At 41.3% G+C, this 21,422-nt stretch carries 17 protein-coding genes, 3 tRNA genes, 1 other RNA gene and 1 pseudogene (1 of these 22 cut by a window edge); 3 read left to right on the forward strand and 19 right to left on the reverse strand.

Features of this window, described 5'->3' with window-relative positions; all coding sequences use genetic code 11:
* Positions 1–243, forward strand: a pseudogene (locus HMPREF9999_RS10615) (hypothetical protein); the annotation flags it as partial.
* Positions 244–472: 229 nt separating this feature from the next.
* On the opposite strand, the gene pyrF reads toward HMPREF9999_RS10615, so the two are convergent.
* The 15 genes from pyrF to HMPREF9999_RS06085 form a co-directional block, all read right to left on the reverse strand.
* Positions 473–1,297 carry an orotidine-5'-phosphate decarboxylase gene (pyrF, locus tag HMPREF9999_RS06015; protein ID WP_009437613.1) on the reverse strand — a complete coding sequence of 275 codons (825 nt, stop codon included), beginning with the start codon at positions 1,295–1,297 and terminating at the stop codon, positions 473–475.
* A 199-nt stretch (positions 1,298–1,496) separates the two neighbouring features.
* A tRNA-Arg gene (locus HMPREF9999_RS06020) sits at positions 1,497–1,571 on the reverse strand.
* A 92-nt stretch (positions 1,572–1,663) separates the two neighbouring features.
* A complete protein-coding gene (locus HMPREF9999_RS06025; protein ID WP_009437614.1) occupies positions 1,664–2,854 on the reverse strand; it encodes a class I SAM-dependent rRNA methyltransferase in 1,191 nt (396 codons plus the stop codon).
* Between the two features lie 18 nt (positions 2,855–2,872).
* The gene (locus tag HMPREF9999_RS06030) at positions 2,873–3,490 is read right to left on the reverse strand and encodes a 3'-5' exonuclease (RefSeq protein WP_009437615.1); all 618 of its coding nucleotides are present in this window, start codon (positions 3,488–3,490) and stop codon (positions 2,873–2,875) included.
* A gap of 32 nt (positions 3,491–3,522) precedes the next feature.
* The gene (locus tag HMPREF9999_RS06035; RefSeq protein WP_009437616.1) at positions 3,523–4,038 is read right to left on the reverse strand and encodes a DUF5063 domain-containing protein; all 516 of its coding nucleotides are present in this window, start codon (positions 4,036–4,038) and stop codon (positions 3,523–3,525) included.
* 51 nt (positions 4,039–4,089) lie between these two features.
* The gene (locus HMPREF9999_RS06040) at positions 4,090–5,031 is read right to left on the reverse strand and encodes a hypothetical protein (RefSeq protein ID WP_009437617.1); all 942 of its coding nucleotides are present in this window, start codon (positions 5,029–5,031) and stop codon (positions 4,090–4,092) included.
* A 3-nt stretch (positions 5,032–5,034) separates the two neighbouring features.
* On the reverse strand, positions 5,035–7,089 hold the full coding sequence (locus HMPREF9999_RS06045) for an alpha amylase C-terminal domain-containing protein (RefSeq protein WP_232301291.1): 2,055 nt from the start codon (positions 7,087–7,089) through the stop codon (positions 5,035–5,037).
* 163 nt (positions 7,090–7,252) lie between these two features.
* A complete protein-coding gene (locus HMPREF9999_RS06050; protein ID WP_044063301.1) occupies positions 7,253–8,377 on the reverse strand; it encodes a phosphatidylinositol-4-phosphate 5-kinase in 1,125 nt (374 codons plus the stop codon).
* Between the two features lie 95 nt (positions 8,378–8,472).
* The gene (gene kdsB / locus HMPREF9999_RS06055; RefSeq protein WP_009437620.1) at positions 8,473–9,237 is read right to left on the reverse strand and encodes a 3-deoxy-manno-octulosonate cytidylyltransferase; all 765 of its coding nucleotides are present in this window, start codon (positions 9,235–9,237) and stop codon (positions 8,473–8,475) included.
* 82 nt (positions 9,238–9,319) lie between these two features.
* Complete coding sequence (locus tag HMPREF9999_RS06060) at positions 9,320–11,704, reverse strand: transglycosylase domain-containing protein (RefSeq protein WP_009437621.1); 2,385 nt, start codon at positions 11,702–11,704, stop codon at positions 9,320–9,322.
* Between the two features lie 211 nt (positions 11,705–11,915).
* Positions 11,916–12,848: a ribose-phosphate pyrophosphokinase gene (locus tag HMPREF9999_RS06065; protein ID WP_009437622.1), complete on the reverse strand. Its 933-nt coding sequence runs from the start codon at positions 12,846–12,848 to the stop codon at positions 11,916–11,918.
* A gap of 141 nt (positions 12,849–12,989) precedes the next feature.
* A complete protein-coding gene (locus HMPREF9999_RS06070) occupies positions 12,990–13,598 on the reverse strand; it encodes a thiamine phosphate synthase (protein ID WP_009437623.1) in 609 nt (202 codons plus the stop codon).
* 387 nt (positions 13,599–13,985) lie between these two features.
* Positions 13,986–15,164: a formate-dependent phosphoribosylglycinamide formyltransferase gene (gene purT / locus HMPREF9999_RS06075; RefSeq protein WP_009437624.1), complete on the reverse strand. Its 1,179-nt coding sequence runs from the start codon at positions 15,162–15,164 to the stop codon at positions 13,986–13,988.
* Positions 15,165–15,498: 334 nt separating this feature from the next.
* Positions 15,499–16,077, reverse strand: coding sequence for an RNA polymerase sigma factor (locus HMPREF9999_RS06080; RefSeq protein ID WP_009437626.1), 579 nt, complete (start codon positions 16,075–16,077; stop codon positions 15,499–15,501).
* Positions 16,078–16,304: 227 nt separating this feature from the next.
* Positions 16,305–16,604 (reverse strand): DUF1304 domain-containing protein, encoded by a 300-nt coding sequence (locus HMPREF9999_RS06085; protein WP_044063232.1) that lies wholly within the window; start codon positions 16,602–16,604, stop codon positions 16,305–16,307.
* A gap of 258 nt (positions 16,605–16,862) precedes the next feature.
* On the opposite strand from HMPREF9999_RS06085, the gene HMPREF9999_RS06090 reads away from it, so the two are divergent.
* Both HMPREF9999_RS06090 and HMPREF9999_RS06095 read left to right on the forward strand, forming a co-directional pair.
* Positions 16,863–17,816 (forward strand): ribonucleotide-diphosphate reductase subunit beta, encoded by a 954-nt coding sequence (locus tag HMPREF9999_RS06090; RefSeq protein ID WP_009437629.1) that lies wholly within the window; start codon positions 16,863–16,865, stop codon positions 17,814–17,816.
* Positions 17,817–17,914: 98 nt separating this feature from the next.
* Entirely contained in the window at positions 17,915–19,585 is a 1,671-nt protein-coding gene (locus tag HMPREF9999_RS06095) for a ribonucleoside-diphosphate reductase subunit alpha (RefSeq protein ID WP_009437630.1), read from the forward strand.
* Positions 19,586–19,861: 276 nt separating this feature from the next.
* Here the strand turns inward: HMPREF9999_RS06095 and ssrA are convergent.
* From ssrA to HMPREF9999_RS06110, 4 genes are all read right to left on the reverse strand, one after another.
* Positions 19,862–20,260, reverse strand: a transfer-messenger RNA (tmRNA) gene (ssrA, locus tag HMPREF9999_RS10100).
* Between the two features lie 261 nt (positions 20,261–20,521).
* Positions 20,522–21,016 (reverse strand): murein L,D-transpeptidase catalytic domain-containing protein, encoded by a 495-nt coding sequence (locus HMPREF9999_RS06100; RefSeq protein ID WP_052316490.1) that lies wholly within the window; start codon positions 21,014–21,016, stop codon positions 20,522–20,524.
* Positions 21,017–21,296: 280 nt separating this feature from the next.
* A tRNA-Arg gene (locus tag HMPREF9999_RS06105) sits at positions 21,297–21,370 on the reverse strand.
* 20 nt (positions 21,371–21,390) lie between these two features.
* A tRNA-OTHER gene (locus HMPREF9999_RS06110) sits at positions 21,391–21,422 on the reverse strand (it continues 54 nt past the right edge of the window).

The raw sequence follows: 21,422 nt of genomic DNA on the forward strand, positions 1-21,422 counted from the left end.
GTTGTCCGTCGCAGCACACTTGCAGAAGCCAACCTGCGGCGATTGCAAGAATTCTTAGCCAAGGTTTATGCCTCCCTGTTGGAACGCTACACTCTATTTGCGGACAATACCTTGATCTTCGGGGGCTTGCTTTTTGAAAAAGAAAGCCCGAAGTCCTACTCTAAAGGACTTCGGGAAGCTTTCGTGTGCCGTTTAGAAGTTTACCAGACAGCAATAATTTTTTTATTTATTGCTGTTTGGTAAAAGAACAAGTGTAATAATTACTGGACAGCATTAATAGTGAGAGTTGGGAAACCTTAAGACGGATAAAAGCCCAAAATCCTTACAATATAGGACTTTGGGCTTGAATATACTTTGATAGAGAGCTGGTTATATTATTCAATAACCTTGGTGTCGTAGCCTATATAAGCTCTTAACGATAGAAGGTGTTTTTGCTATCTGATTATGAGATGCTCTCTAATTTGCTATCTGATTATGAGATGCTCTCTAAAATCTTGGCCATCTGTTGTTGAACATCTTGTGCAGCACATCGAGCAGCTTGAGCGAATTGTTCACTACTGTCGGCGTATATGATGGCTCTGCTAGAGTTTACCAACAAACCACAGTCTTTGTTCATACCATATTTGCATACGTCTTCAAGTGACCCACCTTGCGCACCAACGCCTGGAACTAGCAGGAAATGTTCTGGAACAATGCGTCGAATGTCTTCAAATAGTTTACCTTGTGTAGCTCCTACTACATACATAAGTTGATCGGCGTTGCCCCACTGTTGACTAGTACGTACGACTTTTTCAAAGAGACGTTCGCCTTTTGCATCAGCTGTGAGCTGGAAGTCGTGACTGCCTTTGTTGGAAGTGAGAGCTAAAAGAATCACCCATTTACCTTCATATTGTAAGAATGGCGTTATAGAGTCTTCGCCCATATATGGGGCCACAGTGAGTGAATCTACTCCAGTCTCCTCAAAGAAGCAACGCGCATACATGGCAGAAGTGTTTCCTATATCTCCACGTTTAGCATCGGCAATGATGAACTGATCGGGATAGTGGGTCTTGATATAGTCTATGGTTTTTTCAAAGGCTTTCCAACCTTCCAAACCGAAGCATTCATAGAATGCGAGATTGGGCTTATAGGCTACGCAATAAGGAGCTGTAGCATCGATAATAGCTTTGTTGAAAGTGAAGATGGGATCTTCCTCTTTAAGGAGATGCTGAGGAATCTTTTTGAGGTCTGTGTCGAGGCCTACGCAGAGGAAGCTCTGCTTGCGACGAATGTTGTCAATGAGTTCTTGGCGTGTCATGGTGAGCTTGAAATTATGTTGTGGTGCAAAGGTAAGCAAAATTTATGGTAATTGTAGTAGCATAACTTAGGAATCACCGGGAAATATCGTTACTGGATGACGAAAGTATTTAGTTTTAGAGGAAGATGCAGAAGGAATGAAGTGCAGATTGTTGCTATAAAAAAGAGGGAAGCATTAGATTATCTAATGCTTCCCTCAGTGATTCCGTTGGGGTTCGAACCCAAGACCCACAGCTTAGAAGGCTGTTGCTCTAATCCAACTGAGCTACGGAACCATACTATCTTGTGACTTCATAAAAATGAAGTCACTTGAATTCGGCAGCAAAGGTAGTGATTTTTTACGATTTGAACAAATGTTGTTTCATTTTTATTCAACATAGAGTACTAAACCCTTGAGATATTCTCCTTCCGGATGGTAGATGTTGATGGGGTGATCTGCAGGTTGGTGGAGTTGATGAAGGATACGAACATGGCGTTTACTCTGAGCTGCAGCTGTGAAAACTGCAAGTCTGAATTGATCTTTGTTGACAGCTTGCGAGCATGAGAAGGTAAACACGATGCCGCCAGGACGAATCTTGGAGAAGGCAGCGGCGTTGAGGCGGGTATAACCCTTAAGTGCATTACGTAAAGCATCTTTGTGCTTTGCAAACGCTGGGGGATCAAGTACAATGAGATCATAGTCGCTTCCTGCGCGTTGAAGATACTTGAAAGCATCTTCTGCAAATGCATCGTGACGCGTATCGTTCGGAAAATTGAGCCCAACATTCTGTCGAGTAAGTTCGATGGCTTTTGCACTCACATCTACACTATGAACTAGATTTGCTGCCCCGCGCATTGCATAAACGGAGAATCCACCTGTGTAGCAAAACATATTGAGAACATTCTTACCGCGACTGTAATGCTCTAAAAGTGCACGATTGTCGCGCTGGTCAATGAAGAAACCTGTTTTCTGTCCATGAAGCCAGTCAATGTGGAACTTAAGCCCATTTTCAAGGGCAATATTCTCTGTTGTGTTTCCTCGCAAAAAACCATTCTCTTGACCGAGACCTGCTTTATATGGAAGAGTTGTCTCGCTTTTATAGTACACATTCTTAATCTGTCCATCGGTTGCGACAAGAAGCGCATCCGCAATATATTCTCGACATACATGCATACCTACAGAGTGGGCTTGCATCACGGCTGTTTCTCCAAAAATATCAACAATTAAGCCTGGCAATTGATCACCTTCTCCATGTACAAGACGATAGATGCTGTGTTCATCCTTGCGATTCGTATAGCCAAGATTTGCGCGCATACGAAAAGCTTGCCGTAGTCGTGATACCCAAAAGTTTGTATCAATGGCTATTTCGTCGAAACTAAGTATACGGACGGCAATAGAGCCAATTTGATAATGACCAAGTGCAATAAACACTCCCTCATGGTCAACAATGCGGACAATTTCTCCTTCTTCGATATGTTGATTACGAGGTTGTGTTCCTTGTATAGCTCCTGAAAAAATCCAGGGATGGAAACGTTTTATACTTTCTGCTTTACCTCTGCGGAGTTGAAGAGTTATCATAGATGGTCTGTAGGGAGATTAGGAGACGGAAATTAGTTGATATTGCTTATTGCTGACGAGCTCTTGCATTCTAGAGTACAATAGTAAGCAAGCACTAGCATCAGTAGCTGCATAGACACGTTGCTTCTCATCAAGGGCATCAGCTTCCCAGTTGGATAATTGCGCATTCTTAGAGATTCGCTGGCGAAAAAAGTTTGCAAAGAGTTTTGCTAGGCTCATGTCTTCTATCCCCATGCGAGTCGCTATTTGCTGTAAATCAATGAAATGCTGTGGACTAAATCCTGGATATCTCTGTTCTAATTGGTGAATATCATCCTTAAGGGAGAGGCCAACCTTAGCAATCTGAGTGTCTTCTAAAAGCTTGATTAAGCTATCAGGAAACCCCATATAGTTGAGGCGGAAAAGAAAGCAGATGTCGGGAGTGGCAATTTGAATTAGAGCAACTTTGTGTTGCTGGCCTCTACGAAATGAGGGGCGAGTTTCTGTATCTATGCCTACAATTTTTTGGGTTCGAAGGAAAGCTACAGCACGATTAGCTTCATTTTCACTCTGTATTACAATGATGCGACCTTCAAATGTATAGCGCGGTAGGGTAGGAATTAGTTTCTTATCGGTACGAACAAAGAGTTCCTGCATGATGTTTTAGATAATAATTGTGCACAAAAGCACTAAAGTTCATCGACTTGTCCAGAAGCAATAAGTTCGTGTATGGCGCGAGTAGCTCCTAATATGAGTTGTCCCCAGCGAAGTTTAAAGTCTTCGAGACAATCGAAGAGTGCAACCTCTATTGCTTCGTCTATCTCACGTCGAAATGCTTCTATCATATTACGGAGTGCTTGATAGACATCTGCTAAACTTTCACTAACGGTGCACACAACGGGGGCGTCTGAGTATCGGAAACTCTCAACAAATACATCAAGATAATCATCCGCGTCTCGCATAATGGCTGCAATTTGCGTACGGATGTATTCGTAATCTTCTTCTGTTACGGCTGGATCTACATATCCGATACCTTCTTCCACTTCTTCTACCATAGTGGCTTTTAAGTATATCATAGGAAGTAGTCTTTGCATAACGCTTACAAATTCACTGCGCTCGCTGCCTGAGCATTGTTCTACTTGTTTGCAAAATTCAGTGGCGATAGTAACAAAATCAAGCACATCGCGGCGATATATATGATCCATTTTTGTGAGAGATGAAAGAGGTCTAGTGGTGTAAGATAAACCGTAGAATTACTAAGAATGAGGTACTTCATAAAAGTAGTAGTACCAATATGTGTTACCAAAAAAGAAGCTCATCTTGTTTTTCTCCGATATACTATAGGGTTCATTGCCAGTAGGAGGATATTGCTGTCGAAGTTTACGTTGTTGCTCCATAAAATCCCGATAGTTAGCTTCTGTAGCATCATCTGCAAAATTGATTATTGGACGTGTGTTCAGGCGCATGTAGAGTAATAACGCTTGACGATAAAACAGCGGTACTTGAGAAGGAGGGAGTTGTTTAAAGTAATAATTGGGTAATTCTCTAGCAAACAAAGTCAGATTTCCTTCTAAAAGAGCTGAAATGTAGAGTTGCTCAGGTTGTATTCTTGTGGGTTGCTCAGCATAATTTAGTCCTCCTTGGGTAACAGGATTAGAAAGCTGTTGAAGGGCTGTATGACGTTGTTGAGCATTATAATAATGCAATGGTTGTTCAAACAGATGATTACCTATACGACTATTAGTTCCGAGAGATTGTAGGCGAAGTGCTTGCAAATTTGCTGTTGTGAAAGGGTAGTTGCTGCCCACCTTGAAGGCTTTGTCTTTTAAACCTATAGCAAATAGCCTCGCCGTTTGACGTTCCAAGGTTTTTTGTTCATCAGCTGGGATGATAATCCCGAGACAAAAGAAAGTCAAAAAGATGGCTGTAAATTGACGAAGATTACTTCCAAACCGAGATACCCATTTCCATCGTTCGTTTGTCCAAATAAAAACGGGAAGGAAGAGAAGGGTAGTGATTCCACCAATGAATTGTGGATGTGCAAGCAAGTATTGTCTGGTCAGAGTTGGTGTTACACCTAAAGCCCAAACCAATAAGTCTTCAGCATGAAGTACTGCTGTGAAGTGGAAGATAAACACCCCGAAGAGTGCGTATTGAATAATACGCACTCTTCGGTCGGAAGTAAAGATAGGCTTCATGAATTATTTTTTGCGGAGTACCACCGCTGAACGCGCAGGAATATAGAGTTGTAGCCAACCTTTACCATCTGCTTCCAGGATGGGGTCTTCATTGGTGAAGTGGGTGATGGTGTCATCGGTGAGGCCATATCCACCAAAATCTGGGTTATCAGTATTAAGTACTACCGAGTATGCACCCTTTTTCACCATGAAACCATAATCTGTATAGGATGTTGTAGGTGAGAAATTGAACACGAAGAGTAAATCTCCACGTTGGAAGGCTAAAATCTGATCACCATCGTTGTGCCATATCTCGACCACTGGAAGTTTTTGGATATTACGTTCTAACTTAAGCGTTTGAAGCATAGCCTTGTCAAAATCCCCCAAGAAATGGTAGCATAACTCTTTGTCATCTACTAAATGCCATTGACGTCGTGCATATTTATGACTCCACCCATTGCCTTCACGAGGGAAGTCTATCCATTCGGGATGTCCAAATTCATTACCCATGAAATTCAGATAACCTCCATTGATAGTAGATGCCGTGACTAAACGAATCATTTTGTGGAGTGCAATACCTCGTGTTGCACGATCATTTTCGTCTCCCTTACGGAAATGCCAATACATATCTGCATCGATAAGGCGGAAAATAATCGTTTTGTCTCCAACTAATGCTTGGTCGTGACTTTCTGCGTAGGAGATATTATGCTCATCAGCACGGCGATTGGTTAATTCCCAAAAGATAGAGGAAGGCTTCCAGTCTTCGTCCTTAAGTTCTTTAATCGTCTTAATCCAATAGTCTGGCACATTCATCGCCATACGATAATCAAAACCATAGCCACCTTCTTTAAAGGGGAGAGCAAGGCCTGGCATACCGCTAACTTCTTCTGCTATGGTAATAGCATTGGGATTAACTTGGTGGATGACTTCGTTAGCAAGAGTGAGATAGCAAATTGCATTGTCATCTTGGTGTCCATTGAAATAGTCACTATAACTTCCAAATGACTCACCTAGTCCATGACTGTAATAGAGCATGGATGTGACTCCATCAAATCTAAATCCATCGAATTGATACTCTTCAAGCCAATAACGACAATTGGAGAGAAGAAAGTGTAGAACTTCGTTTTTGCCATAGTCAAAGCAAAGTGAGTCCCATGCAGGATGCTCGCGTTTGTCGCCTGTATAAAAGTATTGGTGGGGGTCTCCAGCAAAATTGCCTAGCCCTTCGACTTCGTTTTTTACGGCATGACTATGCACTAAGTCCATGATAACTGCGATTCCATGCTGGTGTGCTTCGTCTATGAGTTGTTTGAGCTCTTCTGGAGTACCGCAGCGGGAAGAAGCTGCAAAAAAACTTGAGATATGATAACCAAAAGATCCATAATACGGATGTTCTTGTATTGCCATAATCTGGATACAATTATATCCATCGGCAATGACACGAGGGAGGATGTTTTCGCGGAACTCGTTGTACGTACCAACTTTTTCCGCATCTTGAGCCATGCCAATGTGACACTCGTAGATAAGAAGCGGATTCTTATTGGGCTTAAAATTGGTTGTCTTGAAATGATAGACTTCTTTAGGAGCCCAAACTTGTGCAGAGAAAATCTTAGTTTGTTCATCTTGCACCACTCGTGTTGCATAAGACGGAATGCGTTCTCCTTGTCCACCTTCCCAATAGACGTGAAGTTTATAAAGATCTCCATGATGCATGGCTTTTGCTGGGAGTTTTACTTCCCAATTCCCATTGAAGCCTACACGAGAAAGTTCGTATTCTGATGATTCTTCCCAATTATTGAAGTCACCAACTAAAAAAATACGCGTGGCATTGGGAGCCCATTCACGAAAAATCCATTGTTTACCTGAGCGGTGAAGACCAAAGAAGTGATGCCCCATGGCAAACTCTGATAAAGTTTGCTGGTTTTGTGTGAGCTCCTCAATTTTGGAAAGGGCGTATTGGTGTCTTCCGACAATAGCTTCTTGGAAAGGAACAAGCCATTCGTCGTTCTTCACAATTTTTAGAAGGGGCATTTTTCTGCTCGCTTTCTTTTGGCTAACCGCAGCCTCAGTAGAGGCCATCTTTGTTGAGGTAGCTTTCATATCAGGTATGCGTTGTTGTAGGATAAGGTCTTAAGAAAAGCTAGGTAGGAAACACGGCTGCAAAGTGCATTGATGCTAACTTAGGTAGCTATTTGCAAGTCGTTTCTGATTCTTTTATGATGAATTCTTCAAATAAGAATCATTATCTATGGAATGATTCTGTTCTCCTTCCATGATTATATGAACCAGCTGCTATCTTATTGCCATTTTTGTCATATTCGATAAAGTTGCCATGGCGCTCGCCTCGATCATAAGTTCCTTCAAACCTAGTCCCATCTGCTGTAATTTCTATACAAGAGCCATGCTTTTGGTTATCTTTGAACTGACCTTTGTATCGCTCCCCTTGCGCAGTGTGGAGAACGCCTTCACCATCCATCATGCCATTCTTCCAAGTGCCATCGTAGTTGTCACCTGCTTTGGTCTTGTAGACGCCACGACCATCTGGTTTGTCAGATTTCCATTGACCAGTGTATGTCGCTTTTCCTTTCCAGATGTAGGTGCCTTGGCCACTTTGTTCCCCATTTAGGAAACGGCCAGTGTATTTGTCACCATTGGCAAAATTGGTAATACCTTCACCTGTACGTTCTCCATTTTGATATTGACCTTCATAAATATCTCCATTTTTGAACTTATAGATTCCTTTGCCATGCTGATTGTCATCTTTCCAATCACCTACATACATGTCACCATCGGCATAATAGTATGTTCCATAACCATTTCGTTGGTTATTGAACCAGTTCCCTTCGTATTTGGTGCCATCAAACCAGTCGAAAGAGCCTTTACCTTGCTTTTTATCATTGACCCAATGGCCTTTGTATGATGCGCCACTGACATAGGTGTAAATGCCTTCGCCATTGCGCTTATCATCTTTCCAATCGCCAGTGTAGACATCACCATTGTAATAGTACATCGTGCCCTTTCCTTCTTTGTAATCACGGTACCAAAGGCCGTCATAGCGATTGTTGTTTATGTAGTAATATACGCCTCGACCATGCTGCTCGTTATTGAACCATTGGCCTTCGTATTTCTCTCCCGATTTGAGGGTAAGGATACCATATCCTTGACGTTTCCCTTTGAAAAACTCGCCTTCATATACGTCACCATTGTTCATTACCCAACGTCCTTTTCCATTAGGGACATTCTTGGTGGCATCACCTACATAGTCTCCATCTTTCCATCGGAACGATTTTACAGACAGTCCATCGTCTGCATTGGCCGACAATGTAAACAATGCAGTGGCTAGGGTGATAAAAAGGTATTTACGCATAATGAAATATATAGAGAGAATCTTAAACATTTGAGAGAAATCCTCATTTGTTAGTATGCGCAAAGATAGCTTTTCTTCTTGAGACTACAAAACTTTCAATAGTTTTTTTGAGCTTGTCGGATTAAGAAGTCTGCGGCATGTTGTAGGTCTTCAGGAGTGTCAATTCCTATAGTTTCAACATCAGTTTTTCCTACTCGAATACAGTAGCCGTTTTCGAGCCAGCGTAGTTGTTCTAAACTTTCAGCTTGTTCTAGTATTCCTGGGGATAGTTGGGTTATCTCACTGAGTACAGAGCGTCGATAAGCATAGAGGCCTATGTGTTTATAGAAGGTATGGTGTAAGAGCCAATCGGATTCGTCTATACCTCGGAGGTAAGGTATGATGGAACGTGAGAAGTATAGCGCTCGGTTGTTTTCGTCTATTACGACTTTGGGAGAATTGGGATTCTTCAAAGCTTCATATCCCATGTCTGGAGTGAAAGGCTTAACTAGCGTTGCTATATCTGTGTTGGAATCATCGAAACATTGACATAGTGTTTTAATCTGGTCTGCTGTGATAAAAGGTTCATCGCCTTGCACATTGATGACTATATCGGCAGAAACGCCTGTTTTACTAACAGCCTCTTCACAACGATCTGTACCGCTATGGTGGTGGACTGAAGTCATGACATATTTACCGCCAAAAGAGTCTACAGTATGGCCAATCCTTTCGTCATCAGTGGCTACAAAGGTGTCTGGAATTATTTTAGATACACGCTCATAGACATGCTGAATAATAGGAATCCCTCCTAGAAGTGCTAATGGTTTTCCTGGAAAACGGGTTGAGGCGTAGCGCGCTGGTATGATAGCAATAAATTTCATGAAATATGAGTCTTATAGTGAGAGAATTCTAGGAAAAAGTTTGGGAATTTCTATAAAAATACTGAGATATAAAAGTAAGTCGTTACCGAAAAACGTTATCACCTCCGTTATTCTTTTCTTTGACGGAAGTCCTTTCATTTGGGGTTCTAATATGGTTGGTAGGGGAGCTTTGTGCATTGGAAGAGTCATCTTTTGAAGATAACTCTGTTGCTGTTTCTGTATCACTTGGATAAAAGTCTGTATTAGGGTTATATCCCAAAGCTTTGTTACGATATATTTTAGTCATGTAATAAGCCCAAATGGGAAGTGCTGTAGAAGCACCTTGCCCCATGGAGGTTGAATTGAAGTGAATGTCTCGGTCTTCTCCTCCAACCCAGCAAGCTGTGACGAGTTGTGGTACACAACCAACAAACCAGCCGTCTGAATTATTGTTTGTTGTACCAGTTTTACCTGCAATTGGCCCTGTTAGGTTGTATTTGAAACGTAGTCGTTTAGCCGTTCCTTGATCAACTACAGCACGCATCATTTCGATGATGTAACGGCTGGTTTGTTCTGTGACAACTTCGCTCATTCTAGGAGTGAACTCTGCGATTACATTGCCTTCACTGTCTTCTATTTTACTAACCAGTATTGGAGCACATCGTAAACCGCTATTGACGAAAGCTGTGTATGCTGAGGCCATTTCACTCACAGTTATGTCGCAAGGACCTAAGCAGAGGGCCATTGACGGATGAATATCCTTGTTGGCAATGCCAAAACTATGGAGTAAGCGGACTAGGCGGTTACCGCTCTGATCCACTTGATTCATCAAATTTGCTGTTGCCCAGTTGCTAGATTGTGATAGTCCCCATTTCAGAGTAACCATTTGACCTGCACGAGCATGGTTTGCATTGCGTGGCGTCCATGAAGTCCCTGCTACGCGATAGGTGCGTTGGCCATTTGAAATCAGACTTTCTGGTGTATATCCATCTTCCATTGCTAGTGCAAAAACAAATGGTTTCATAGTAGAACCGATTTGACGACGCCCCACCATGGCCATGTCGTATTGGAACTGTGAGTATCGCAAGCCTCCAACATAGGCCTTGACATATCCATTGCTTGGATCAATAGATACTAGTCCAGACCGCAGGAATGATTTATAATAGCGAATAGAGTCCATTGGGGACATAATAGTGTCTACATCTCCGTGATAGCTGTAAACTGTCATCGGTATCTTTACTTTGAAAGCAGACTCTATTTCTTCGTCGCTTGCTCCTGCTAGTTTCATCGTGCGGTAACGTTCGCTTTGTCTCATTGCACGATTGAAAATCTGCTTAATTTGTTTCGTGTTAAGGTTGTTGGAGTAAGGAAAGTTTGGGAAAGACATTCGCTTAAGATTGAACTCTGGTTGTAAAGCAAGGGCAACGTGATTAAACACTGCTGATTCTGCATAGCTTTGCATACGAGAATCAATCGTTGTATACACTTTTAGTCCATCGGTATAGATGTCATAATTAGTGCCATCACGCTTTTTGTTTTTCTTGCACCAGCCGTAAAGTGGATCGGTCTCCCACGATAAAGAGTCGGCATAATACTGTTGCAATTGCCATTCTCGATAGTTCTCACGTTTGGGTTGATCTGCCATTAAAATCTGTCGAAGGTATTCGCGTAGATAGGCTGCTTTGCCTTCCTTGTGGTCAACCCTATGGAAATTGAGAACGAGTGGGGCTGCACTTAATTGGGCGCAGCTGTCTGCACTCAAGTAGCCTGCTTTCACCATTTGACCTAGAACCACGTTGCGGCGTTGACGGCATCTCTCTAAGTCTCGAACAGGGTTGAAATAGGAGGGATTCTTACACATACCAATGAGAGTTGCAGCCTCATTGATGGATAAATTATTGGCAGATTTTCCAAAGTATACACTTGCTGCAGTTTTAATACCAACAGCATTGTGTAAGAAATCAAAGTAGTTGAGGTACAGTGTTATTATCTCATCTTTAGTATAGTAACGCTCTATTTCAACAGCAATCACCCATTCAATAGGTTTTTGGAGTAAACGTTCTAGTGTACTTTTGGCTGTTGATGAATATAATTGTTTAGCTAGTTGTTGAGTAATTGTAGAGCCTCCTCCTGCATTATGTTGCCCCATTAGGCCGCGTTTAATAACAGCACGTCCTAGTGCTTTAGCATCTACTCCAGAATGGCTATAGAAACGTTCGTCTTCCGTAGCTACAAGTGCATTAATGAGGTGAGGTGATATACTATCTTGCGCTACGAAAACGCGGTTTTCATTGCGTGACCAGGTGCCAAGAAGAACGCCATCCGACGTAAAGGCTTGTGACGCAAATTTATTGATAGGGCTTTGGATTTCCTGTAAATCAGGCATGTATCCTATCCACCCGCGTTCGATTCCAACGAATGCGAGTGCTGTGAGAAGTAAACCGCTGATCAATAGTGTCCAAAGGGTTAAGATGAATTTGCGACGCATAGTCGAAAAGAATTGATAGTTTAACGGAGAATCTTATTGGGCAGAGGAAGGCTTATTTTATCCGTTGTGATATAATTGCGGTGGAACTCTCTACCGCTACTATTGAGATTCGAGAAGAGTAAAGCGATGTTAGAGAATACATGCTGAAAGCTTCTTGTTCAATTAAGTGCTGTACAAAGTCCCACCGAAATTTTGTGGTAATAAGAAAGAATTAGATGAGGTATTGGCTGCTAATGCTTTCGTTTTTAAGTACTCGACGGATAGTCTCAGCAAAAAGAGGGCCAACAGTGAGCTGTTTTACTTTAGAGGAGCTACCATTGTAGGGGATTGAATCCGTGAAAACAATCTCTTCAAGAGCACTTGATTCAACGCGTTCGTCAGCAGGGCCTGACATGATGCAGTGCGAAGCCATAGCACGTACCGAATTAGCACCTTTAGATTTAAGCAAATCGGCTGCTTTCGTGATTGTGCCTGCTGTGTCTACCATATCATCTACTAGGACTACATCCATGCCAGTGACATCACCAATCACTTCCATTGAATCTACCTCGTTTGCGCGTTTGCGTGTCTTGTTGCAAATTACCATCGGACAATCTAAGTACTTAGCGTAGGTGCTTGCACGTTTAGATCCACCAACATCAGGAGTAGCGATGCAAATATTCTTGAGGTTTAAGCTCTTTACGTAAGGGAGCAAAATGGTTGATGCAAACAGATGATCCACAGGCACTTCAAAGAATCCTTGCTCTTGGTCCGCATGTAAATCCATCGTCATAATTCTATCGATACCAGCGACACTAAGCATATTAGCTACGAGCTTGGCAGCAATAGACACACGAGGTTTACTCTTACGATCTTGTCTAGCCCATCCATAGTATGGTACAACAGCTTGGATAGAACGTGCGGAAGCACGCTTTGCTGCATCAACCATGAGGAGCAACTCCATGAGATTGTCCGTAGATGGGAAAGTGCTTTGCACGAGGAATACATCGCATCCGCGAATAGATTCTTCGTAGCAAACCTCAAATTCGCCATCGGCAAAATAGGTGATACTTACATCGCCGAGTGAGCAACCAAGGTTTTCGCAAATTTTCTCGGCCAAGTAGCGTGATTTTGTGCCCGAGAAGATTTTCATTTTACTGTTCATTACGTTAAGAGTGAGTATTGGTTTTGGAATGAATTGGGTCAGTAAAGATAGACAATAAGGATGTAATCTGTAGAAAATCCCTATGTGTAGTTAGTGAGTCACGAAAGATACAATAGCATTGCAATCTAGCTTATAAAAAGCTTAGTCTACTGCTTTGCGGAGTTTTCGAAAGTGATGTATGACTTCTTTGTAGTCACTACTTGAGTGTATGTTGAATCTATTCCAGATATCACCAAGAATGACGAATCCTCCAAAACCGAGGTTACTTAATTCTTGGATATCATTGAGGCCTATACCGCCAAATGCCATCACTTTTTTATTGATGACCTTCTTCTGTGCCATTTGGCGCAACATCTGAATAGAAAGAGCTGGATTAAGCTCATCTTGATCAAGAGAATCAAAGAGTGGTCCCAATAGCATGTAGTCACAAAAGCTTGTGCAACTGGAGAGTTCTTGTGTGTTATGACAAGAACAAGAAATATGTCCTTTATAGTTTTGTGCTATCTCTGTGTTACGGTTGCTCAGATGAATACCTTTAAGGCCATATTCCTGTTTAAGGTAGAAATGATCATGCACGACAATCTTCTTTCGATAACCCTCAGGAATTAGCGAAAGAAGACGTTCTGAATATACTGGTTCAGAGTTAGGTTTGCGTAGGTGAAGCGTATCAAGTCCTTCGTCAAAAAGAGCAGTGAGTATTTGGTGCTCCTCAACGAAAAATTCGGGACGCGTCATCAAAATAAGTTTCATTATCGCGGAATGAATATGAGAGTGTGCTGATAATTTATGTACTAATCCTTATCAGTGGTTGTAAGTGCCGATTTATGACATATATTGTAGGACTAATTCTCTGCAAAGATAACAAAAAACATTGAGTACACTATAACGTCTATAAGAAAAAGACAATAACAAGGTTCAGGCGGAGGACGTGAGTCTATAGAAGAATAAAAAATGCTGTATGTACATAGCATTCTTATAGGTCAGTAGTTTCTCCATCGTTGCTATCTTATTTACATAGAGCTAAATTGTATTCATCAAGCTTACGTTACATATGAAAGGCACCACAAATAGCAAGTATTGCCGTTTGTGGTGCGTAAGAGTTGGAACTCGAAGACACAGTGTTGAAGCTCTAGTTGCTTAATTGTGTGTGGGAGTTAGTACTTCTACATAGCTCGCAAGGCGTTTGGCTTTGTTTCGGATAGCATCAAGATCTTCAGAAAAATCACCGCTGACAACAACTACTCCCATGCGACGATTAGGGCGTGTTGTTGGTTTGCCAAAGATGCGCACATCAGCATCCTCTTCACACGTAAGCTCAATGCCTTTATAGGTGGGGGGATTGCTTGAGGATTCAGTGGATAAAATTACAGCACTTGCTCCTTTGCGCAACGTCTTGATACAAGGAATTGGTAAACCAAGTGCTGCCCGACAATGTAGCTCAAACTCATTGAAGTTTTGGGTTCCAGCAAGTGTTACCATACCTGTGTCGTGCGGGCGGGGAGATAGTTCGCTAAAATAAACACCATTTTCGCGACTAATAAAGAATTCTACTCCCCATAAACCAGACCCAGTCAGTGCTTCTGTTATGGCTTTGGCCATGCGTTGTGCTTCTTCCAAGTGTTGAGGCTCCATAGCCAAAGGTTGGAAGCTTTCTCTGTAGTCACCACCTTTTTGGACATGACCAATAGGGGGGCAGAAGAGAGTATTACCATTATCTTGAGTTACGGTAAGAAGGGTTATCTCGTAATCGAAATTGATAAATTCTTCTACAATGAGTTCTTTAACATCACCGCGACTTCCCGCCATGCCATATTCAAACGCTGTGGGAATTTCATTTGCATTTTTGACAAGAGACTGTCCTTTTCCGCTAGATGACATAAGTGGCTTGACAATGCAAGGGTAACCAATTTGGTCTGCTGCATTCTGAAGTTCCTCTAGTGTTGTTGCATAAAAATATTGGGCTGTTTTAAGTCCTAAATCTTGTGCAGCCAAGTCACGAATGGCTTTACGATTCATCGTGAAATTCACAGCGCGAGCTGAAGGAACCACATGGATTCCTTGTTGTTCGTAATCGTAGAGACGTTCTGTACGGATGGCTTCAATCTCACAGATAATCACATCGGGCTGATGTTTTGCTACTGTAGCATCAAGTGCTTTACCATCAAGCATAGAGAATACTTCGCATTCATCTGCTACTTGCATAGCAGGTGCACCTGCATAATTGTCACAGGCAATAACGTGTTGTCCCAAGCGTTGGGCTGCAATAGTGAACTCTTTGCCGAGTTCTCCTGAACCAAGGAGTAGAATTTTCTTCATATAGTTGGGGGTAGAGGTCTAGAGTTAGCATGAATTTACTGCTGATGCAGACAGGAAGGTGGTGAAAAGTGAATTGTCAGAAGTCGTTGGGGGGAATTGGCTACAATCACGAGCAAATTGTTTAATCTGTTCAAGAATTTTTGGACTGGGCTTTGAAGAGAGAGGAGTAAAATCAGTCATAGGCATGTTATAAGAGCAATAAAATTAGTACCCTTATAACGTGCCTATGACGTTTTTAGTATCTCATATTTCAAAAGAATTTAGAGAGAAGTAATGTTTTATAAAAGCTGATATTCTGCGTATTGAAGCTGATCTAATGTCTTACTTGTGGAGGTCAGTTTGGTATAACCTGTTGTGATAGTGCTATTTTGCGCAGGTTTAGCAAGGCATAACGCATTCTTCCTAAGGAAGTGTTAATACTAACTCCTGTTTGAGCAGCAATCTCTTTGAAAGAATAGTCTTGATAATAGCGCATTCGCACCACTTCTTGCTGCTCTTGTGGTAGTAAATCAATCAATGAAGCCAAACGTCCAAGAAGCGTTTCGTATTCGAGGGCATCGTCTGGCGGGGTCATTAACATGTTTTCCCACTGAGCAGTATTGGATTCTGTAGGAGATAATCTTATATCCGAATCATTGCGGAAATAATCTATTATTAGATTGTGTGCAATACGTGTAATCCACGCATAGAACTTTCCTGAATCCGTATATTTACCTTGTTTTAAATTTAGAATAACCTTGACGAACGTTTCTTGAAATAAATCGTTGGCCAAATCTTCTTGGTGCACACGAGCGATAATGTATTGAAATAGTTTATCCTTATATCGTTCCAGCAAGCAGTCGAAAGCCTCATTGCACCCCATCATATAATAACCCACCAATATTTGGTCGGTCATCATCTTGTAATTGTCCATGACTAATGATGTTTGTGTATTGATAGATGCGTAGAGATTTCTCGATAGGCTATTAAAATTTGAAAGGTTTGTCCGCGAAGATAAGCATTTTCACTGAAATCGTCAAAGTTTTCTCGTTATTTCTTGAATGATGAATCTGAAAGTTTGATTTCTTTGATAGATTATTTGTAGCATATAATGCTGATTAAAGCTAAAATAGGAAGCCCTCCTTGTTTTATGAGAATCATTCATTGAGAGCTTACAGCTCCATAAATAGCAACAAATATAGCAAAGCTCAAAAATAAGATTGAAACTTCGCAAGAGTTTGGTGAAAAGAATGTTCCATACAAAAGGCCAATGCCAATGAGAGCATTGTATACGCCTTGATTCTTCATCAATATCCTTAGTGATTTCTTGGAAAGATCATCTATTGACATTTTAAATGTTTGGGCTGTACGTAGAGAAGTAGTACAAATAGTCTCCAATACAAAAATGTAAAGAAAGAGTAACGCAGAAAGTACGACCAGAATGAGTGAGCAAGTGTGCATAAATACTGTAGTTAATATGATAGGAATCCTGTGGTATTAGAGATGTTCAATGCATGATATTAGAATATATAGAGATTATACATTTCTTGCGCATTGATAGTTGCTAAGATAATCAATTGTTACAAGATTTCGAAGCTTTGGTGGAAGCAAAATTGTGGACAAAATGCAATTTGAATTTTGCTGTTTTTTCTTTCATGAATGATGCGTTTAATCTTTATTTTTATCGTATCTTTGCGCAAGAAATAAAATGAACGAATAATGGGAATATTTGATAAACGGGTGAATTTCAAGCCCTTTGAGTACCCCGAGACGATGGATTTTGTCGATAAGATGAACAAAACGTTTTGGGTGCATAGTGAAGTGGAGTTTACCTCCGATGTACAGAACTTTCATTCAAACCTAACTCCTGCAGAGAAAGAGGTGGTGAAACGTAGTCTGCTCAGCATTGCACAAGTGGAAGTCTCTGTAAAAACTTTTTGGGGAGACCTTTATAAGCATCTACCAAAACCAGAGTTCAATGGATTGGGAGCTACATTCTCAGAATGTGAACACCGCCATGCTATGGCCTACTCTCAGTTGCTTGAGGTGCTTGGATATAATGATGAGTTTGCAGCGTTAATCGAGATTCCTGTCTTCAAACATAAACTTGGACTTATAGAAGAGCATTTTAATTCTAAGAAGTCCTTTGTAGAGAAGTTGCTCTTCTTTGTCATCGTTATTGAGAATTCGTCACTCTTCTCTCAATTTGCGAATATTCTCTCGTTTACACATTTCCGTGGCTACATGCGAAGTACTTCTAATATCATTGCATGGACATCGATTGATGAGCAAACTCATGCAGATGCAGGAGTATATTTGCTCACACAAATATTTAAGGAACATCCAGAGCTTAGACCATCGCAAGATGTTGTAGAACAAACGGTGAAAGATTACCTCGAATATGAGGTTGAACTCCTTGATTGGATTTATGAAGAAGGAGAATTGGAATTTTTCACTAAGCAAAACTTGCTCGACTTTATGAAGTATCGGGTCGACAATTCATTAGCTCAGATTGGATATTCCAAAATCTACAACATCAGTGATGAGGCATATAAGCCCATGTTGTGGTTCGATGAGAATGTCTTTGCTAATGAACTGGATGACTTCTTTGCAAAGCGTCCTACCGCTTACACTAAGCACGATAAAGCGTTCGATGCAAATAGTCTTTTCTGAAGTTTTCTGAAGACTTTTGCTTATTTCAAGATGAGGCTTATGCCTATTATAAACTAAGGAAAACGATTTAAGTTTTTCACTATCTTTCTCACTATCCCATGACTAAAGCCCTACCTTGGTGGTATAATGATGAATCGGAAGCTGTGTTGAATCGCGGATATTTGCTCCATGGCGAAACGATTCATGATGCTATTGACCGAATTACGGGTGCTGCTGCACGCCGTTTGTATCGACCTGAATTACAAGAACGTTTTGCCGAACTCATCTACAAAGGTTGGATGAGTTGTAGTTCTCCTATCTGGTCTAATCTTGGTACTTCTCGTGGTTTGCCCATCTCTTGTTTTGGTTGTAACATCCCTGACAGCATCGAAGGTATTACTATCAAGTTGGGTGAGGTTATGATGCAAACAAAACATGGTGGTGGCACCTCTGCCTATTTTGGCAATCTGCGTGGTCGTGGTGCTGCAATTACCAATAATGGTAAGTCATCGGGAGCAGTATCTTTCATGCGCTTGTTTGACACTGTTATGGATACTGTCTCGCAAGGGGCAACTCGCCGTGGCTCTTTTGCTGCCTATCTTGACATTGATCATCCCGATATCAAAGAGTTTCTCCAAATTAAAGATATTGGTAGCCCCATCCAGAACCTTTTCTATGCAGTGTGCGTACCTGACTATTGGATGCAAGAAATGATTGATGGTGATCAAGAGAAGCGAGAGATTTGGGCGAAGGTCTTAGAAAGTCGTCAGCAAAAGGGGTTGCCTTACATCCAATTCTCCGACAACGTTAATGCTACTCGTCCAGATATCTACAAGCATCTCGGGCTAGAGATCACCCACTCTAATCTCTGTAACGAAATTCAACTTCCTGATGGAGAAGATGAGAGCTTTGTTTGTTGTCTTTCTTCTATGAATCTTGAGCTTTGGGATGAGTGGAAAGACACAGATGCGGTGCAATTGGCTATTTGGTTTTTGGATGCTGTGATGTCTGAATTCATAGAGAAAACCAAGGACTCTCCCTTCTTGCGCCAAGCCAATAAGTTCGCTGAACGTCATCGTGCGCTTGGTCTTGGAGTGCTTGGTTGGCATTCGCTTTTACAAAAGAATAGAATTTCTTTTGAATCAATGGAGGCCAAAACGTTGACGAATCAAGTGTTCCGTCATATTAGTGAGGAAGCGAAAGCAGCGTCACTAACATTGGCCCAAACTTATGGTCCTGCACCTATTTTCAACGAATGTCCCGAGTTTGAAGGTACAAAGTATCGCAATACAACGGTGCTGGCGATAGCTCCTACGACTTCTAGTTCTTCTATTCTAGGGCAGGTTTCTCCTGGCATCGAACCCTACTCGTCCAACTACTATAAAGCTGGTCTCTCCAAGGGTAATTTCATTCGGAAGAATCGTTATCTTGAATCGCTGCTTGAGGAGAAGGGTAAGAATAACGACGAAGTTTGGCGTAATATAATGCTCAACCAGGGTTCTGTACAACATCTTGATTTCCTAACTGAAGAGGAAAAGGATGTGTTCAAGACCTTCAAAGAAATTTCCCAGCGAGAACTTATCATTCAGGCTTCTATTCGTCAGAAATTTATAGATCAAGGGCAGTCTCTAAATATCAATATTCCGTCTGCCCTTGCTGTACGAGAAGTTAATGCACTCATTATCGAGGCATGGAAGTTGGGAGTTAAAGGATTGTACTACCAGCGCAGCCAAAGTATCAGTAAAGAATTGCTTAGCAATATTGTAAGTTGTAAGAGTTGCGAGGCATAGTGTAAAGATTTAAGTACAAGCATATTCCTGTTTTCTGAAAGGAACTACGAGCTTGTTCTGTATTCCTAGTCTTTTTGTAGGACGCGCTAACAGCTGTTTAGCGCGTCCTAATTGTTTCTCCTCAAATAGAGTATAATGTGAAGAGGTAGAATCTTTTTGCGCTTCTCTTTCATTGTTGCAATCTTGGTTCTGGATAAAGTGTTCATGGTATGATTAAGCTGAGTTGGAGGAATAAAAAAGAAGTAACAGAGAAACCCTGTTACTTCTTGCTGAAGATTGTGGAGCTGGAGGGGATTGAACCCTCGTCCAAACGGAGAGCTAACTAGCTTTCTACACGCTTAGTTTCCCTTTAATTGTCGGGCAGCACTGCGATGGAAACAACCTAATATGCTGCCGTATCCTCTAAAATTTCAGCGAACCATCGAGGCATGGTTTGCCAATCTCCTTCTTACTGCACCACCAAATCAAGACGCAAAGGAGCGGATGCTCTTGGGTGATGTCTCGTCCCAACTCCTAGAGAAGGGATGAAGCTAATCTACTATACTTCGATTAAGCAGCGAGAGCAAAGTTGTTTTCGCCAGATAAATTGTTGAAAGCCGAGATTATAGTGCCCACTTCCATCCGCACTGCGTGCTTACTAACCACCTCGAACCGCTGTCAAATCCAGTCAGCCCCATATTAGTCATGCAAAAATAACACTTTATACCCGATAGGACAAGAGCTTTGCAGTAATTTCTGTATTTTTAGCCATAAGCATTATTCTTTTGAGGAGCGTCTAATCAATATTAGTATTGGTTTAGATTGATAGGGTGGGGTGGCAGTATCCTTCAAACTCTTTAAGCTAAGTTGTTTCTATCTTCTGGACTGTTTTGTATCTGAGTGCATAGGATAGCAACTATGCTAAAGGATGTCTGTCGGAGTTTCTTTCTTGTTGAGTTACATTTCAGCATAGAGATACTTTAATTTCTTTTGCTGATATAGTTGTATAACTCTATCCATGCTCTCGTTGTCAATTGCAAAGCAGCCATTACTAGCGTTTGATAAAGGGAGATTGATAAAAGGAATCCATTTCCATCTTGTTACCATTTTACTATTATGGATACAAATCCCTCTTTTAAGAGCGTTATTGTTGGTAGGGCTTAATCCTTTTAATCTGAGGTATTTTATGTCTCCTTTCGTGTAGTAGCCCACAATTTGAAATTTACCAACTGAGGAGCAATTACTACCAACATTATTGCTAATTTCTGGTTTGCTTCTTGTGCTCTTTCCTCCTTGTCCATGGGCACATTTGCAGGAAAACAACTCGCTGTTGTCTTTCTTATATACTATAAATCTTTTTGTAGAAGAAGGTTTGCTAAAATCAACCTTAATGTAATTTTGTGCACCGAGGTTGTAAGCGAATAGAACCATTAAAAAGGTCAGTGTACGCATAATGGATTTAGTGCTGAAAAGGACGGTTTATCAAGAGTATGTCACTTCTCTGTCCTTGGTTTTTAGATCAAGAAAGTTGTGGGGGAAACCTTACTACAATGTAGTAGGAGAAGTCTATCCTGTTGTATAAGAAGTATATTAGAGTAAGCCAGTTGCTCTTGTTTTTCTGTAAATCTTCTTTTTAGGTAGAAGAGCGCAAGTTTGTAGAATGATTCGTCAAATCAATATAAGTGGAGGATACAATAAAAAAAGCATCTACTTAGAAAAGAAGATGCTTTAGTGACTCCGACAGGATTCAAACCTGTAACCTTCTGATCCGTAGTCAGATGCTCTATTCAGTTGAGCTACGGAACCCTTTGACATCTATCGATGTGCGGTGCGTACGGGACTCGAACCCGTGACCCCA

It is taken from the genome of Alloprevotella sp. oral taxon 473 str. F0040, from assembly GCF_000318095.2.
Classification (GTDB): domain Bacteria; phylum Bacteroidota; class Bacteroidia; order Bacteroidales; family Bacteroidaceae; genus Alloprevotella.